Annotated in this window: 14 protein-coding genes; 7 read left to right on the top strand and 7 right to left on the bottom strand. The window is 71.5% G+C overall.

The window, feature by feature from the left end:
- The first annotated feature begins 858 nt into the window (after positions 1 to 858).
- Entirely contained in the window at positions 859 to 1,857 is a 999-nt protein-coding gene (locus ACFWW9_RS30970) for a serine/threonine protein phosphatase (RefSeq protein ID WP_390385278.1), read from the top strand.
- Here the strand turns inward: ACFWW9_RS30970 and ACFWW9_RS30965 are convergent.
- Complete coding sequence (locus ACFWW9_RS30965; protein WP_390385241.1) at positions 1,832 to 3,007, bottom strand: PucR family transcriptional regulator; 1,176 nt, start codon at positions 3,005 to 3,007, stop codon at positions 1,832 to 1,834. The genes ACFWW9_RS30970 and ACFWW9_RS30965 overlap by 26 nt on opposite strands.
- A 94-nt stretch (positions 3,008 to 3,101) precedes the next feature.
- Here ACFWW9_RS30965 and ACFWW9_RS30960 point away from each other — a divergent pair, with 94 nt between their 5' ends.
- Positions 3,102 to 3,971: an SGNH/GDSL hydrolase family protein gene (locus tag ACFWW9_RS30960; RefSeq protein ID WP_390385239.1), complete on the top strand. Its 870-nt coding sequence runs from the start codon at positions 3,102 to 3,104 to the stop codon at positions 3,969 to 3,971.
- Here ACFWW9_RS30960 and ACFWW9_RS30955 read toward each other — a convergent pair.
- Positions 3,935 to 4,828 carry an NAD(P)-dependent oxidoreductase gene (locus ACFWW9_RS30955; RefSeq protein WP_390385237.1) on the bottom strand — a complete coding sequence of 298 codons (894 nt, stop codon included), beginning with the start codon at positions 4,826 to 4,828 and terminating at the stop codon, positions 3,935 to 3,937. The two genes, ACFWW9_RS30960 and ACFWW9_RS30955, sit on opposite strands and share 37 nt — an antisense overlap.
- Before the next feature lie 79 nt (positions 4,829 to 4,907).
- Between ACFWW9_RS30955 and ACFWW9_RS30950 the strand changes: the two genes are divergently transcribed.
- Entirely contained in the window at positions 4,908 to 5,342 is a 435-nt protein-coding gene (locus tag ACFWW9_RS30950; protein ID WP_390385235.1) for a MarR family winged helix-turn-helix transcriptional regulator, read from the top strand.
- Between the two features lie 112 nt (positions 5,343 to 5,454).
- Positions 5,455 to 7,740: a HelD family protein gene (locus ACFWW9_RS30945; RefSeq protein WP_390385233.1), complete on the top strand. Its 2,286-nt coding sequence runs from the start codon at positions 5,455 to 5,457 to the stop codon at positions 7,738 to 7,740.
- Between the two features lie 651 nt (positions 7,741 to 8,391).
- Here ACFWW9_RS30945 and ACFWW9_RS30940 read toward each other — a convergent pair.
- Both ACFWW9_RS30940 and ACFWW9_RS30935 read right to left on the bottom strand, forming a co-directional pair.
- On the bottom strand, positions 8,392 to 8,817 hold the full coding sequence (locus tag ACFWW9_RS30940; RefSeq protein WP_390385231.1) for an SgcJ/EcaC family oxidoreductase: 426 nt from the start codon (positions 8,815 to 8,817) through the stop codon (positions 8,392 to 8,394).
- 112 nt (positions 8,818 to 8,929) lie between these two features.
- Positions 8,930 to 9,361 (bottom strand): MarR family winged helix-turn-helix transcriptional regulator, encoded by a 432-nt coding sequence (locus ACFWW9_RS30935; protein WP_390385229.1) that lies wholly within the window; start codon positions 9,359 to 9,361, stop codon positions 8,930 to 8,932.
- A 52-nt stretch (positions 9,362 to 9,413) separates the two neighbouring features.
- On the opposite strand from ACFWW9_RS30935, the gene ACFWW9_RS30930 reads away from it, so the two are divergent.
- Genes ACFWW9_RS30930 through ACFWW9_RS30920 form a run of 3 tightly spaced genes read left to right on the top strand, consistent with a single transcriptional unit; the run spans position 9,414 to position 13,748 of the window.
- Positions 9,414 to 10,817, top strand: a complete 1,404-nt coding sequence (locus tag ACFWW9_RS30930; RefSeq protein WP_390385227.1) for an MFS transporter — start codon at positions 9,414 to 9,416, stop codon at positions 10,815 to 10,817.
- A gap of 10 nt (positions 10,818 to 10,827) precedes the next feature.
- The gene (locus ACFWW9_RS30925) at positions 10,828 to 11,628 is read left to right on the top strand and encodes an SAM-dependent methyltransferase (protein WP_390385225.1); all 801 of its coding nucleotides are present in this window, start codon (positions 10,828 to 10,830) and stop codon (positions 11,626 to 11,628) included.
- Positions 11,629 to 11,651: 23 nt separating this feature from the next.
- The gene (locus ACFWW9_RS30920; RefSeq protein ID WP_390385223.1) at positions 11,652 to 13,748 is read left to right on the top strand and encodes a putative bifunctional diguanylate cyclase/phosphodiesterase; all 2,097 of its coding nucleotides are present in this window, start codon (positions 11,652 to 11,654) and stop codon (positions 13,746 to 13,748) included.
- Here the strand turns inward: ACFWW9_RS30920 and ACFWW9_RS30915 are convergent.
- The 3 genes from ACFWW9_RS30915 to ACFWW9_RS30905 are packed head-to-tail and all read right to left on the bottom strand — an operon-like array spanning position 13,745 to position 16,475.
- Entirely contained in the window at positions 13,745 to 15,097 is a 1,353-nt protein-coding gene (locus tag ACFWW9_RS30915; RefSeq protein ID WP_390385221.1) for an NAD(P)(+) transhydrogenase (Re/Si-specific) subunit beta, read from the bottom strand. The two genes, ACFWW9_RS30920 and ACFWW9_RS30915, sit on opposite strands and share 4 nt — an antisense overlap.
- Positions 15,094 to 15,369, bottom strand: coding sequence for an NAD(P) transhydrogenase subunit alpha (locus tag ACFWW9_RS30910; protein ID WP_390385219.1), 276 nt, complete (start codon positions 15,367 to 15,369; stop codon positions 15,094 to 15,096). The genes ACFWW9_RS30915 and ACFWW9_RS30910 overlap by 4 nt, the downstream gene beginning before the upstream one ends.
- On the bottom strand, positions 15,366 to 16,475 hold the full coding sequence (locus ACFWW9_RS30905) for an NAD(P) transhydrogenase subunit alpha (protein ID WP_390385217.1): 1,110 nt from the start codon (positions 16,473 to 16,475) through the stop codon (positions 15,366 to 15,368). The genes ACFWW9_RS30910 and ACFWW9_RS30905 overlap by 4 nt, the downstream gene beginning before the upstream one ends.
- Positions 16,476 to 16,743: the final 268 nt, after the last annotated feature.

Raw genomic sequence — 16,743 nt, 5'->3', positions numbered from 1 at the left:
GGCTGAGGTTGGGCGAGTGGGGCGAGTGCTGGATGAACGGCCCGTTCACAAGCACCAGCGACTCGGCCACGCGGACGACGACCCGATCAAGAGCACCAGGCACTCGGGCCACGCGGGCGATCAGCGCGATCGCGAGCACCCGGACACGTGGCCGCCGGGCATGAACGGTCCAACCACAAGCACCGAACGCTTAGCCGCGAGGGCAAACAGCCCGATCCGAGCACTAGTCGCTCGGCCGCAGACGAACGGCCCGTTCACAAGCACTGGATCCTCGGCCGCACACGGTCAACGGCCTGATCACAAACGCCAAGCCCCCGGCTGCACAGGCGAACGGTCCACTCACAAGCACCGCACCTGGCCGGGTGGGCAAACAGGCCGCTCCCGAGCACCAAGCGCTCAGCCACAAACGAACGGCCCGTTCACAAGCACAGGATCCTCGGCCGCACACGGTCAACGGTCCGATCACGAACGCCAAGCCCCGGCCGCCCAGGCGAACGGTCCGCTCACAAGCATCGCGCGCCTGACCCCGCGGGCAAACAGCTCGATCGCGAGCACCAACCGCTCAGCCACAGACGAACGGACCGTTCGCTTGCACCGGATGCTCGGCCGAGCGAAGTGAACGGTCCGGTCACGGGCACGGGGCACTTGAGCGCGTGGGGTGAACGGTCCATTCACCAGCATCGCGCCCCCGGCCGCGTGGGGTGAACGGTCTGTTCACCGGCGCTGGATGCTTGGTCGCGCGGGTGAAGGGTGTGGTGTGACCAAGCCGGTTGGGGTTGCCAGCCCGATGACACCGACCCGGAGTCCCGCCACGAGCGACATCGGTCGTCAGTGCTTGGCCGCGGGGATGATGGCGTGATGATGCTTGCCCGGCGTACCCGCCACGAGAAGCTCTCGGCCCTGCTCGCGTCGTGCACCGATGGCGAACTCGGCTCCCTCCTGGAAACGGGGCGGGCGGGCAGTGTGGGGGTGGGTGGCGGCTCGGCGGTGGTCGACGTCGATGGCGTGCCGGTGTTCGCGAAGCGCATTCCGCTGACCGACAAGGAGGTCGCCCGTCCGCAGTCCACCGCGAACCTGTTCGACCTGCCGTTGTCCTGCCAGTACGGCGTCGTCAGCCCTGGGATCAACACCTGGCGGGAGTTGGCCGCGAACCTGGTCGTCACCGAAGCCGTGCTGGACGGCGAGACGGAGTCGTTTCCGCTGCTCCACCACTGGCGGGTGTTGCCCGGTCGGGCGCCTATCGCGGCCGAGCACGCCGACATCGACGGGGTCGTCGCCGCGCTGGACGGTTCGTCTGCCGTGCGGGCCCGCCTGGAAGCCTTGGCTGCCGCGACGTGCAGCCTCGTGCTGTTCGGCGAGTACCTCCCGTACCCGCTGGACGACTGGTTGGCCGAGGATCCGGCGGGCAAGGCCGACACGGTCGAGCGGGAGCTGTCGCTGATCGTGGGCTTCCTGCGCCGTCGTGAACTGCTGCACATGGACGGGCACTTCGGCAACATGCGCTCCGACGGCGAGCGGATCTACCTCACCGACTTCGGGTTGGCGACCTCGCCGCGGTTCGACCTGTCGGCCGCCGAGCGCGACTTCGTCCGGCGCAACGCCACGCACGACGCGGGCTACGCGTCCATGCGGCTGGTGAACTGGCTGGTGACCGCGGTGTGCGGGGTGCCGGCCGCCGTCGTTCCCTCAGCCTGCTACGAGTACGTGCTCCGGTGCGCCGATGGGCACATCCCGGATGACGTGCCGCCCGCCGTGGCCGCGATCCCGGCCCGGCACGCACCGGCCGCCGCGACGACGAGCACCTTCTACTGGCGGCTGTTCGGTGGTGACATCACCGCCGAGTATCCCGGCCCGTAACGCTGACCGACATCACCCGCCGCGCCGCCAGAGCCGCGCCGATGTGCTGCAAGTCCGCGGGCCGGGCGGGGTCGAGGCCGGTCAACGCCGTCACTCGGCGCAGGCGGTAGTCGACGGTGTTCGGGTGCAGGTGGAGGCGGGCCGCGGTGCGGCGGCGGTTGAGGTTCTCCGCCAGGTACAGCTCCAACGTCGGCAGCAGGTCGGGGTTGTCGGACAAGGGGTCCAGCAGGGCCGCCAAGGCGGCTGTGGCGGGGGTGACCTGGCTGAGCTGGTACTCCAGCAGGACGTCTTCCAGCCGGTACGCGCCGGGTGGGCGGTGGAGGCGGAGCACGATGTCCAGGACGTCGCGGGTCTGGTCGTGGACGCGGGGCAGGTCCGGGGTGGCGGCCACGGCGTGGGCCGCCGTGATGGGGACGCCTGTTGTGGTGGTCAGGCGGGTGATCAGGGCGGGGACGTCGTGGTCCGGTGGGAGCAGCACGACGCCGCCCTGGACGTCCAGGCGGTGCAGGACGGCGTGCAGCTCGTCCTGGACCCGGCGCAGGGCGCGGTGGGCGGCGATCGCGGAGTCGTCGTCCGGGTTGGGGCCGATCGACAGGACCAGGACCGCGTAGCGGTCGGCCACCCGTTCGGACAGGGCGGTGCCCGTCAGCAGGGCCGAGACCAGGGCGTGGCGGGTGTCGCGCTCGTGGCCGAAGATCGTTTGGCGTTCGTCCGCGTAGGCGGTGGCGACGACCGACATGGCGGTCTGCTGGAAGCGGAACACCAGGTCGGTGGCGCTCAGGACGTCGGCCAGGTCGTCCGGCCCGGCGTCGTCGAGGAGGGCGTGCCAGAGGGCGCGGACGCCGAGGCTGTACGCGGTGAGCACGGCTCCGAGCGGCACGCCCTCGGCGGCTCGGCGGGCGGCGGACACGGCCAGGTCCGCCAGGTCCGCCTCGGTCGGCGGGACGCCGGTGCGCAGCATCCGCTCCACGATCCGCAGGTTGGTCGCGGTGATCCGAGTGATGTCGCCGTCCAGCTCCTCGCGCGGCAGCGACTGGTACAGCGGGATCTCCGCCACGAACGTGGCCACGAGGTCGCGCGCGATGGCCCGGCTGCGGACGAGTTGTTCGTGCAGCGGACGGCCGTTCGCTGTGAGTTTGTGACCCGTCACAAGTACCCCTATCGGGTTTTGCGTGAACTCCCAGGAGCAGAAGACCGGTGTAGCCCACATCATGTCATCCAGGCCAGTTGGTGACCCTCAGGAGATGACCATGCGCAGGCTGCTACCAGTGCTGTTGGCGGCGTTGTCGATCACCGCCGTCACGACCGGGGCGGCGTCCGCCGCGCCGCGCTTCACCGAGTACGTCGCGCTCGGCGACTCGGCGGCCGCCGGGCCGCTGATCCCGAACCAGGACGTGCTGCACCTGGGCTGCCTGCGGTCCACGCGGAACTGGCCGAGCGTGCTGGCCGAGTCCCTCGGCGCGGCGACGTTCCGCGACGTGACCTGCTCCGGGGCCGTCGCCGACGACATGGAGGGCGGCCAGACCACGTTCCTCGGGCCCGTGCCGCCGCAGTTCGACGCGCTGACGCCGACGACGGACCTGGTGTCGTTGACCATCGGCGGCAACGACATCGGCCTGGTCGGGGCGGCGCTCGGGTGCGTCAACCTGCTGCCGGAGCCGATCGGGGTGTCGTGCGAGGCGCGGCTGACGGCCGGTGGCGTGGACCAGCTCGCGGCGAAGATCGACGCGTTCGGGCCGGAGTTCGCGGCCGTGCTGGACGGGATCCACGCGCGATCGCCGCACGCGAAGATCGTGGTCGTCGGGTACGGCACGTACATCCGGCCGGGCGGGTGCTACCCGGTGCAGCCGCTGTGGGGCCGCGACTCCGACTACCTCCAGGCGAGCATCGAGCGGTTGAACGGCGTGTTCGCGACCGAGGCCGCACGGCACGGGGCGACGTTCCTGGACATCGTGCCGCCCAGCGCCGGGCACGACGTGTGCGCGCCGATCCCCCAGCGCTGGTTCGAGGGCCTGGTGCCGACGACGGTCGCCGCTCCCCTGCACCCGAACCAGCGCGGCATGGCGGGCATCGGCGCCTACCTGGCGGACGCCTTGTCCGACAGCGTCTCGTAGACCTGGTAGACGCCGCTGTGGTCGTCGTCGCCGAACCCGAGTGCGCACATCGCCGAGTACAGCTGCTCGACGGTCGCCGTCACCGGTAGCGGCACGCCGATCTCGCGGCCCGCCTCGACCGCGAACACGAGGTCCTTCAACTGGTTCACCGCACGGCCGCCGGGGGCGAAGTCGTGCGTGAGCCACTTCTCCTTCTTCACGTCCAGCACCCGGCTGCCCGCGAGCCCGCCTTCCAGGACCTCCACCACGACCTCGGGGTCGAGCCCGCCCTTCACCGCGAGCGCCAGTGCCTCGGACACGGCGGTGAGGGTCGCCGCGACGACGATCTGGTTGCACGCCTTGGCCAGCTGCCCCGCGCCGAGCGGGCCGAGGTGCCGCACGGTCGTGCCGAGCGCGGCGAAGTACGGCCGCAGCCGCAGCACGTCGTCGGCGTGGCCGCCGACCATGATGCTCAACGTCGCCGCGTCCGCCCCGACGTCGCCGCCGCTGACCGGCGCGTCGACCAGCCGGACGTCCGGCAGCCGGTCGCCGAGCGCGCGGATCGCCGTCGGCGACACGGTGCCCATCACGACCAGCAGCGGCCTCTCCACGCCCGCCTTCTTCCAGCCCGCGAGGAGCCCGTGCTCGCCCGCCAACACCTCGACGACGTCCGGGAGGTCGGGCAGGACGGTGAGCACGATCGGCAGCGCGGCCTCGGCGGGCGTCGCGGCGGCGACGGCCCCGGCGGACCTGGCCTCGCCGTCACGGCCGGGCGTGCGGTTCCAGACGGTGACCGGGAAGCCCGCGCGGGCCAGGTTGCGGGCCATCGGCAGGCCCATGGCCCCCATGCCCAGCACGGCGATCGGATCTTGGCGCATCCGCGCATCCTCGCCCCCCGGCCGGGAGTCGGCAACGGGTGCGGTGTCCGATCATGGGTCGTTCCTAAGATAGGTGGCCATGAGCATCGAGCGGCTGCGACGGCACCCCGGTTACCTGGTGCTCCAGTTGTCCAAGCACGCCAGGCGGATCAGCACGACCGTGAGCAAGGACGGGTTGCGCGCGCCGCACGTGGCGGTGCTCGCGCTGCTCGCGGAGAGCGGTCCGTGCTCGCAGAAGGAGATCAGCGACGCCGCGCGCATCGACCCGAGCGACCTCGTGACGCTGCTCGACGACCTGGAGCGCGAGGACCTGGCGAGCAGGCACCGCGACGAGCGGGACCGCAGGCGGTACGCCGTGGAGATCACCGAGCCGGGGCGGACGCTGCTGGGCGCGCGGCTCGGGGACGCGGCGGAGATCGACGACCTGCTGTTCGGGGGATTGACAGCGGGGGAACGCGACCAGTTGGCTGATCTGTTGCTGAAGGCCTACGCGCATCACGAGGTGCGGCGCTGAAGGGGCGGTCCGGGGTGTAGATTAGATGTTCTGCGCGCGCGCTCTGGGGGCACGCAGAATAGTCAGGCCAAAAAACCTGACGACAAAGGACGGTATCGAGAAATGAGGCACGTTGTCAAGCCCCTCCGATGACCTCCGGCTCCGGGAAATCTCCTCGGAGCAGGAGTACGTGTCGATGCTGTACGGCAGGCTGGACGACCTCCGCGAGCAGAGCTCGAAGCGACTGGCGGGTGCGCTTCGGCAGACCGGTGGCACGCACCAGATGCGCTCGGAGCGGGACACCTCCGTCGCCATGTACTCGGACCAGCTGGCCCAGTACAGCGCGGTGGAGAACGGCCTGTGCTTCGGTCGCCTGGACTTCCACGAGGGCGAGCGGTTCTACATCGGTCGCATCGGTCTGTTCGACGAGGACAAGGAGTACGAGCCGCTGCTGATGGACTGGCGCGCCCCCGCGGCGCGGCCGTTCTACCTGGCGACCGCGGCGTCGCCCGACGGCGTGCGCAGGCGCAGGCACATGCGCACGAAGCAGCGCACCGTCGTGGCGTACGACGACGAGGTCCTGGACATCAACTCGACCGAGCCGAGCCGCAACGAGGGCCTGACCGGCGAGGCGACGCTGCTGGCCGCGGTGAACGCGAACCGCACCGGGCAGATGAGCGACATCGTCGCGACCATCCAGGCCGAGCAGGACAAGATCATCCGCACCGAGCTGAACGGCGTCGTCGTCGTGCAGGGCGGTCCGGGCACCGGCAAGACGGCGGTGGCGCTGCACCGCGCGGCGTACCTGCTGTACACGCACCGCAGGCAGCTCGCGAAGCGCGGCGTGCTCGTGGTGGGCCCGAACGCGACGTTCCTGCGCTACATCGGCCAGGTGCTGCCCTCGCTCGGCGAGACCGGCGTGCTGCTGTCGACCGTCGGCGAGCTGTACCCCGGCCTCACGGCGGTCGGCCGCGAGTCCGTGGAGGCCGCGGCGATCAAGGGCCGAATCCAGATGGCGGACGTCGTCTCGCACGCGATCAAGGACCGGCAGGAAGCGCCGGGCATGATCGAGATCCCGTTCGAGCAGGACACGCTGCGCCTGGACCGGCGCGCGATCTCCGACGCCCGCGGCCGCGCGCGGCGCACCCGCAGGCCGCACAACGAGGCCCGGCGCACGTTCGTCCGCGAGATGATCTCCACGATGGCCAACCAGGCCGTGAACAAGCTGGGCAGGCACCTGCTCGACTCGGACGACATCGAGGAGATCCGCCGCGAGCTGCGCGAGGACGAGAACGTCCAGAACGCGCTGGCCCGGCTGTGGCCGACGCTCACCCCGCAGCAGCTGCTGTCCGAGCTGTTCTCCTCGGCCAAGCGGCTGGCCGCCGCCGCGCCGCGGATGAGCAAGGAGGACCGGGCGCTGCTGCTGCGCGCGCCGGACGCCGAGTGGACGCCCGCGGACGTGCCGCTGCTCGACGAGGCGGCGGAACTGCTCGGCGAGGACGACGCGGAGGCCAAGGCGAAGGCCGAACGGCAGCGCCGCCAGGCGATCGACTACGCCCAGGGCGTGCTCGACATCCTCGACCTGGAGGACGACGCCGACCCGGAGATCCTGATGGCCCACGACCTGATGGACGCCTACCGGCTGGCCGAGCGGCACGGCGGCGAGACCTACGAGACGGCCGCCGAACGCGCGGCGGCGGACCGGACGTGGACGTTCGGGCACATCATCGTCGACGAGGCGCAGGAGCTGTCGGCGATGGCGTGGCGCACGCTGATGCGCCGCTGCCCCAGCAAGTCCATGACCGTCGTCGGCGACATCGCCCAGACCGGCGACATCGCGGGCGCCACCTCGTGGGGCCAGGTCCTGTCGCCGTACGTGATGGACCGGTGGAAGCTCACCGAGCTGACCGTCAACTACCGCACGCCGTCGGAGATCATGGCCGTGGCGGCGGACGTGCTGGCGAGCGTCGACCCCGAACTGGTGCCGCCGACGTCGGTGCGCGACAGCGGCGTCGAACCGTGGCACGCGCGGGTCGACGACTTGGCGGCCGACCTGCCCGCGCTGGTCGCGCGCGAGGTCGCCGAGATCGGCGAGGGCAAGCTGGCGGTCATCGTGCCCGCCGCCCGGCTCGCGGACCTCGGCGACGCCGTCACGGCGGGCGTGCCGGGCGCGGCCGTGGGCAACCAGTCGTCCGCGCTGGACTCGCGCGTCGTGGTGCTCGGCGTGGTCGACGCGAAGGGCCTGGAGTTCGACGCGGTGGTGGTCGTGGACCCGGCGGGCATCCTCGCCGAGTCACCGCGCGGGGCGAGCGACCTGTACGTCGGGCTGACGCGGGCGACGCAGCGGCTGGGCGTCGTGCACACCGACGACCTGCCCGAGGTGCTGAGCCGGTTGAAGGACGCGCCGACGCCGGTCTGAAACAAAATGGCTGTCGAGGCCACCGCAGAGGGTGGTGGCCTCGACAGCCAGACGTGAGACATTAAAGAACTCGTGGGATCAGTAACGTGGGAATCCGGTTGCGTAGGCCGGGGACAATAACGTTGTCAGTGGGTGACGCGGTTATCACGTTCCGTCCCCGAGGCCGTGCTCCAGGGCAGGGAGCTGCGGCTTCGTGGTCGAACACGGTGCGTGTAGCTATTACACCGTCAGAGTCATAATCAAACGCCTTTCGTCTGACAATCTAATCCTCCGCAGGACCCCGGACGTTACCGAAGAAATGTCGTAACTATCATTGCGCCAACCGGACCAGTGCTTTGACCGAATCGGACCGCTGGGGCCACCGCAGAGGGTGGCGGCCCCACCGGTCGCCGAGTGCGCCCCCGTGAGCGGCTCATCCGGTCAACGAGCGGGGGCCGTCGGGGATTCGCGGCGAAAGGCTGATCGGTTCGTTTCGTGATCATCCCGTGAGGAAGTTCGACCGGTCGGATCAGCGGGTAGACCGAATGATCCAACGACGTGACGGCCGAGCGGCCGCAGGCACGCGAAAACCCCGCGCGAGTGGTCGGCGCGGGGTTGGCGGCGGCGGGCCGGGAGGACCGCGGCGGGCGCGGTCCTCCCGAGCGGAACGGTCTACGCCGCTTCGGGCAGCTCCGAGGAGTGGTGGGTGATGATCATCCACTTCCCGTCGATCTTCTCGTAGACGAACGTGTACCGGGCGTCGATGTGGACCGTGCCCCCTCCCCTCTTCAGGGTGAAGCGGCAGATGCCCGAGTCGATCGCCTCGGTCGACCGCAGCACCCGCACGTAGGACTTCAGCACCACGCCGAGCGGCCGGTCCCGCTGGAAGCGGGCGAAGTAGTCGACGATGCCCGCGCGGTCCGTGCGGACCTCGTTGGACAGGGTGGGGAGCAGCACCGCGTCCGGCGTGTACCGGTCGGCGACCTTGTGCGGGTCGCCGGTGGCGAGGGCGGCGTTCCACTCCGCGTACAGCGCGGCGATCTCCCCCACGGCGGGCCAGTAGGTGATGGTGCGGGTGGTGTCCAGCAGTTCGCTCATGGCGGTTCTCCCCGACAGCTGAGGAAGTGACTCCGTCCACTGTCGACGTCCAACGCCCGCAGGACATCCCCTAGGTGTCGCCGGAGCACCCCAGGAAACGCGTAGGGGTGGTTTAGCGCAGGTGGTCCACCAGGTGGTCCAGCGCGGCCAGCGCGCGGACCACGTCGGCGCGCTCACCGGCCTCCAGCTTGTCCAGCGCGGCGCCGATGCGCTTCTCGTGCGCGCTCTGCCACACCGCCAGCTGGTCGTGCCCCTGGGAGGTCACGGACAGCCGTGCGACGCGGCGGTCGGCGGGGTCGCCCGCGCGGGAGACCAGGCCGGACTCGATGAGCTGGCCGACGAGGCCGCTGACCGTGTTGGGGGCGAGGCGGAGTTCGCTCGCCAGGTCGCCGACCCGCATGGGCGCCCGTTCGGCGAGGGTCTGGAGCAGTTCGATCTGGGCCATGGGCAGCGATTCCCACGGCCAGTCCGACCTGATGCTGGTCCTCAACGCCCTGCGCAGCCGGGTCACCACGTCGGTGAGCGTCCGGGCCTCATCTGACATGGGAGGAGATTACCGACCACGTTAGCTCTGACTCAGATATAATCGGTCGCAGATGGATCATGGGACGCGAGGGTGGCGGTGGTTCGTCGCGGAGTCACCACGTCCGCGGCGGGTCGCGACGTGGGCGGGCGCGCCCTGGCTGGTGATCGCCACGGTCTGCTTCGGCGCGTTCATGGGCCAGTTCGACGCGAGCATCGTGACGCTCGCGTTCCCCTCGCTGGCCGCGCACTTCGCCGTGCCGCCCGCCGCCGTCGAGTGGGTGTCGCTGTCCTACCTGCTGGCGCTGGTCGCGCTGCTGGCCGCCGTCGGCGGGCTGGCGGACGTGCTCGGCCGCAAGCTGGTCTACATCTACGGCTTCGCCGTGTTCACCGGCGCGTCGGTCGCCTGCGCGCTCGCGCCGGACCTGACGGCGCTGGTCGTCTTCCGGGTCGTGCAGGGCGTCGGGGCGGCGATGCTCCAGGCCAACAGCGTGGCGCTGGTCGTGACGAGCGTGCCGCGCGAGCGGATGCGGACCGCGCTGGGCGTGCAGGCCGCGGCGCAGGCGCTCGGGCTGGCGCTGGGGCCGACGGTCGGCGGCCTGCTGGTGGGCACGCTGGGCTGGCAGGCGGTGTTCGCGATCAACGTGCCGATCGGCGTCGTGGCGATGGTCGCGGGCCACTACCTGCTGCCGCGCACGGTGGAGAAGTCCGCGCGCACGCGGTTCGACCTGCCGGGCACGGTGCTGCTGGCCGCGACCACGACGGCCGCGCTGCTCGCGTTGTCCGGGGTGTCCGGGCTCGAGGTTCCGGTGCTGCCGCTGCTGGCGGCGGCCGTGGTCGCGGCGGTGCTGCTGTGGTGGTGGGAGCGGCGGGTGGACGCGCCGCTGCTGGACTTCGGGCTGCTGCGGGCCGCGCCGATCAGCCGGGGGCTGCTCGGGGCGCTGTGCGGCTACCTGGTGCTGTTCGGGCCACTGGTGGCGGTGCCGTTCGCCTCGACCGGGTCCGCGCTCACGACGGGGCTCACGCTCACCGCGCTGCCCGCCGGGTTCGCGGTCGCGGCCACCCTCGGCCCGAGGCTGTTCCCCCGCGCGCTGGCGACGGCGCGGGTGGGCGCGTGGCTCGCCGCGGCGGGCGCGCTCGTGCCGGTCGTGGCGCCCGGCGAACTGGTTCCCGCGCTGGCGCTGCTGGGGTTCGGGCTCGGCGTGTTCACGCCCGCCAACAACGCGGCGGTGATGGCGGCCCTGCCCGCGGGCAAGGCCGGGCTGGGCGGCGGGCTGGTGAACACGACCCGCGGTCTCGGGACCGCGCTGGGCATCGCGATCACCACGTTCGTGCTGCACAACGGGGGCGCTCACGCCCTGCGGACGACGTTCGCGGTGCTGACCGCCAGCGCGATCGTGTGCGCGTTGTCCACACCGGTGCTCCGAACCCGTGGCGGCACCTACACTCGGTGGCTCCTGCGGCTACGACCGAAGTAGGCGGTGCGCGGTGGAACTGGTGAACTGGGTGCCCGCCGGCGTCGACACCGGCTTACCCAGCGCTTCCCGCTTATACGACTACCTCCTCGGCGGCGGCCACAACTTCGCCGCGGACCGCGCGCTCGGCGAGGAGTTCCTCAAGGCCCAGCCCAATGCGCGCGCCATCGCCCGGCTCAACCGCTCGTTCCTCCGCCGCGCCGTCCTGTTCCTGATCGACCGCGGCGTCCGCCAGTTCCTCGACCTCGGGTCGGGCATCCCCACCGTCGGCAACGTCCACGAGGTCGCGCGCCGAGCGGCCCCGGACTCGCGGGTCGTCTACGTCGACTACGAGGACGTCGCCGTCGCCCACTGCCGGTTGATGCTCGAAGGCGACCCGCTGGCGACGATCGTGCAAGAAGACCTGACCGAGTCCGCCGCCGTGCTGGCGGCGGCCCGCCGGACCGGCCTGCTCGACCTCGCCGAACCGGTGGGGCTGCTGGCGGTCGGCGTCCTGCACTTCCTCCCGCCCGAAGGCGACCCCGCGGCCGTGCTCGGCGCCTACCGCGCCGCGCTGGCGCCCGGCAGCCACTTGGCGCTCTCGCACTTCACGGCCGACCTGCAGCCCACCGAGACCGCCGGGATCGTCGAGGTGATGAAGCGGAGCGCCAACCCGGTGTTCCCCCGCACCCGCGCGGAGATCGCCGCCCTGTTCGCCGGGTTCGACGTGGTGGACCCCGGTGTCGTGCCGCCGCCGCTCTGGCGGCCCGAGAGGATCGCCGACGACGACCCGGCGAAGGCGGGCCTCTTCGCGGGCATCGGCCGCAAGGCGTGACGGCGGGCACGGGGAACGGGAGCATGACCACGCCGGAGCCGCCGCCCCGCACTCGCAGGCAGGAACTCGCCCGCGAGTGGATGAAGGCCGTCTACTCCACGACGTACGTGCCGATGTCGTCCACCGAGATCGAGCTGTACCTGCTCGACCTGGTGGACGTGATCGCCGACGCCCTGCAGGCCGAGCCGTTCACCGCCGCGCCCGTCGCGGTCGTCGGCGACCGGATGGTCGAGGCGCACTTCACCGGCCCGGACACGTTGCAGCGCACCGTGGAGGTGCTCGGCCGCACGCTGCTGTTCACCCCCGAACTGGCGGGCGTGGACCGGTTGGCGGAGAAGGTCGTCGCGATACTGGGCACGCTCGGGGCGCGGTTCGCGACCGCGATGCGGCTCGACGCGTTCGACCAGCAGGAGGAGATCAAGTGGGCGCTCCTCCAGGCGAAGCAGGGTGTCGAGCGGACGCTGAAGGTGAGCGAGGCGCGGTTCCGCGAGGTGTTCGACGCCTCCGCGCTGGGCATCGCGATCACCGACCTGGAGGGCTCGGTCGTCGAGGCGAACGAGGCCATGGCGACGATCCTGGGCGGTGACGGCGACCTCGTCGGCGAGTCGCTGCTGGCCCGCTTCCACCCCGAGGACGCCCGGCTGCTGACCGAGTCCTACCGCCACGTGCGCGAGGGCGTGGTCGACCGGTTCCGCGAGCAGCGCAGGCTCGTGCGGTCCGACGGCGAACCCGCGTGGGTGCACCTGGCGGTGTCGCTGCTGCGCGACGCCGACGGCGAGCCCGCGTACCACGTGACGATGGTCGAGGACGTCAGCGAACTGCACCTGATGCAGAAGAACCTGGACTTCCTGCTGCTGCACGACTCCCTCACCGGCCTGTCGAACCGACAGCACTTCATCACCCAGCTGGAGGCCGTGCACAGCCGGTCCGAGCGCGGGATCACCCTGTACCACCTGGACCTCGACTCGTTCTCGCTGATCAACAACGGTCTGGGCCACGGCACCGGCGACCGGCTGCTGAAGCAGACCGCGCGACGGCTGTCGGCCGTCGTCGCGGACGAGGACGCCGTCGTGGCGCGGATCGGCGGCGACGAGTTCGCCATCGTGGTCGACAACTCGGCGACCTCGCCCGGTGTCACCACGATGATCGACCTGATCAACGAGGAGCTGGCCGAGCCCACGTTCGTGGACGACCGCGGCATCGCGCTCACCGCGACCATCGGCGTGCTGGACCGGCCGTCCCCCGAGTGGACCGTCGGCGAGCTGCTGCGCGCGGCCAACATGACGCTGCACCAGGCGAAGGCCAAGGGGAAGCGCCAGTGGCTGCCCTACGACCCGCACGAGGACTCGCGGCACCGGACGTGGGCGGACATCGCCGCGTCCATGCCGGGGGCGCTGGAGAACGGCGAGATCGAGGTCGACTTCCAGCCGGTCGTCGCGCTGGCCGACCGCAGCGTCATCGGCGTGGCCGCCCAGCTGCGCTGGGGGTCGTGGGGGCACCGGCAGTGCCTGGAGCTGGCGGAGGAGACCGGGCTGTCGCTGCCGATCGGGCAGTGGCTGCTGCGCCACGCCGGGGAGCGGATGGCGGACTGGCACGCCGACACGACCCTCGCCGCCGTGCCGCTGCACGTGTCGCTGAGCCCGATGCAGTCCCGCGACGAGGACCTCGTCGGCGCGGTGAAGCGCACGCTGGACGAGACGGGCCTGCCCGTGGCCGAGCTGCGGATCACGGTCAACACCGGCGCGGTGCTCACCGGCGGCAGCGACGACAACGTCCAGGTGCTCGCCGACTCCGGCATCCGCACCGGGCTCAACGCGTTCCACGGCGGCCAGGACGAGCTGGCGCTGCTGACCGAGCTGCCGGTCGACTCGGTGGTGATCGCGGGCGCGGACGTGCGCAGGCTGGCCGCCGAACCGGACCGGGACTCGGTGCTGCACAACGCGATGACCGCGCTGGTGTCGGTCGTGCACCAGGCGGGCGTGACCGTCGTGGCCACCGGCGTCGCGAGCGAGGACGAGGCGGACTGGTGGGCGAAGATCGGCGCCGACGCCGCGCAGGGCGACTTCTACGCTCCACCGCTGCCCGCCGACGAGGTCGCGGGGCTGTTCGCCCGCGACTAGAGCTGCTTCACCGCCGTGAGCAGCTTGGTCAGCGAGTCCTTGGCGTCGCCGAACAGCATCGTGGTCTTGGTGTTGTAGAGCAGCTCGTTGTCGATGCCCGCGAAGCCCGGCCGCATGGACCGCTTCATGAACACCACGGCCCGCGCGCGGTCCACGTCGAAGATCGGCATGCCGTAGATGGGGCTGGTGGGCTCGTCGCGCGCGCCGGGGTTGACGACGTCGTTGGCGCCGACGACGAGCGCCACGTCCATGCTCGTCATGCCGGGGTTGACGTCGTCGAGCTCCTTGAGCTGCTCGTAGGGCACGTCGGCCTCGGCCAGCAGCACGTTCATGTGGCCGGGCATCCGGCCCGCGACCGGGTGGATGCCGTAGCTGACGTCGATGCCGCGTCCCTCCAGCAGCGTCACGAGTTCGCGCGCGGCGTGCTGGGCCTGCGCCACGGCGAGGCCGTAGCCGGGCACGATGACGATGGAGTGCGCGTAGCCCAGCAGGATCGCGACGTCCTCGACGGTGCCGGAGCGGACGGTCCGCGACTCCTCGCTGTGCGCCTGCGCGACGGTCGCGGTGAACGCGCCGAACAGGATGTTCGCCAGCGGCCTGCCCATGGCCTGCGCCATCATCCGGGTCAGCAGCGTGCCGGACGCGCCGACGAGCGTGCCCGCGACGATCAGCAGGGTGTTCGCCAGCACATAACCGGACGCGGCGACCGCGAGACCGGTGAAGGCGTTGAGCAGCGAGATGGCGATGGGCACGTCCGCGCCGCCGACCGGCAGCACGAAGGCGACGCCGAGCAGCAGCCCGGCGACCGTCAGCGCCACCAGCAGCGCGGTGGACGACGTGGTGAGCACGGCGACCGCCAGCACGAGGCTCGCGACCGCGACGCCGATGCTCAGCACCCGGCCCGCGGGCAGCACGACCGGGCGGGTGGTCATGATCTCCTGGAGCTTCGCGAACGTGACGAGGCTGCCGGAGAAGCTGACCGAGCCGATCAGCACCGTGAGCACGGTGGCGACGCGGAACAGCAGCTCGCCGCCGTCGTGGAACTCGGCCAGCGCCACGAGCGCCGCCGCCGCGCCGCCGACCCCGTTGAACAGGGCCACCATCTGCGGGATGGCGGTCATCTTCACCGACCGCGCCGCGGGCACGCCCACGACCGCGCCCAGCGCGATGGCGACCAGGATCCACGGTCCGTTGTGGACGGCCCCGTGCAGGAACGCCGTGACGACGGCCAGCGCCATGCCCGCCGCGCCGAGCAGGTTGCCCGCGCGGGCGAACCGCGGGGTGCTCAAGCCCTTGAGCGCCAGCAGGAAGCACAGCGCGGCGACGAGGTAGGCCAGCTGGACGCTCATCGCTTGTGCCCCTTGAACATCTCCAGCATCCGGTCGGTGACCACGAACCCGCCCACGACGTTGACGGTCGCGAGGAACACCGCGAGCAGGCCGAGCACGAGCCGCGCGCCGCCCTCGGCGGCGCCGGTGATGATGATCGCGCCGACCAGGATCACGCCGTGGATGGCGTTGGCGCCCGACATCAGCGGCGTGTGCAGGATCGTGGAGACCTTCGAGACCACCTCGAAGCCCACGAACGCGGCCAGCACGAAGATCGTCAGCAGGTCGATCACAGCAGCCCCCTGGTCGGCTCGTGCCGCACCTCGCCCGCGTGGGTCAGGCAGCACCCGGCGAGGACCTCGTCGGTGAGGTCGGGCTCCACCACGCCGTCCTTCGCCATCATCATCAGCAGGTTCGCCGCGTTGCGCGCGTACAGCTTGCTGGCGTGCACCGGCATCCCGCTCGGCATGTTGCGGGCCCCGTGCACGAGCACCTCGCCGACCCACACCTCCTCGCCCGCCACGGACGCCGCGCAGTTGCCGCCGGACTCGGCGGCGAGGTCGACGACGACCGAGCCGGGCGCCATCGCCTTGAGCATGTCCGTGGTGACGAGCACCGGGGCCGCCCGGCCGGGGATGGCGGCGGTCGTGATCACCACGTCCGACGCGGCCACCCGTTCGGCGATCAGCTCCCGCTGGCGTTCGAGGAACGTCTCGGACTGCTCGGCCGCGTACACGCCCTGCTGGGTCTCCAGCGGCAGCTCCACGAACCGCGCGCCCAGGCTGCGCACCTCCTCCGCGGCCGCCGCGCGCACGTCGTAGGCCTCCACGACCGCGCCGAGCCTGCGGGCGGTGGCGATGGCCTGCAACCCGGCCACGCCCGCGCCCAGCACGAGCACCTTCGCGGGCGGCACCGTGCCCGCCGCGGTGGTGAACATGGGCAGGAAGCGCGGCAGCCGTTCGGCGGCCACCAGGACCGCGCGGTAACCGGCCACCAGTGCCTGGGAGGACAGCGCGTCCGCGCCCTGCGCCCGCGTCACGCGCGGCAGCAGGTCGAGGCTGAACGAGGTGACGCCGCGCTCGGCCAGCACCCGCACCAGGTCGAGTTCGTTCGACGGCGACAGGAAGCTGATCGTCACGTCGCCCGCGCGCAACCGGCGCGCCTGGGCGATCTCGAGTGGTTGGACGGACAGGACCACTTCCACTTCGCCGACCGGATCGTGCCCGACGACCTGCGCGCCCGCCGCCCGGTACGCCGCGTCGGCGGCGTGCGCGTGCGTGCCCGCACCAGATTGGACGTCCACGGCAAGACCCGCGCCGAGCAGGGTGCGCACCGTGTCCGGAACGCACGCCACCCGGCGCTCGGCGGGCCGCGTCTCCGCGGGAATGCCGACTCTCACACCCGGCAACGCTAGCCGCCGGAAGTGATCTAGACCACAAAAGGCTTTTAACCGTGATCGCCGTACGCCCGTACGGCTCAGCCGCCGACCGACGCGGCGCACGCGGCCCGCACCGCCCGGAGTGGCCCTTCCCGCCGCCTGGCACGGCCCGGGGGTGCCCCCCCACCCCGGTGGGGGGGGTCACCGGCCCCCCGGCCCGGGAGTTGGTAACCCGGCCCACCCCCCGGGGGGCGCCCGGGGCGTAATTTTGGCGGTGTGATTAAAAAAA

The sequence above is a fragment of the Umezawaea sp. NPDC059074 genome, from assembly GCF_042738955.1.
Lineage (GTDB): Bacteria > Actinomycetota > Actinomycetes > Mycobacteriales > Pseudonocardiaceae > Umezawaea.
The sequence above is the reverse complement of the archived record's forward strand: the minus strand, read 5'-3'. Positions and strand labels throughout refer to the sequence as shown.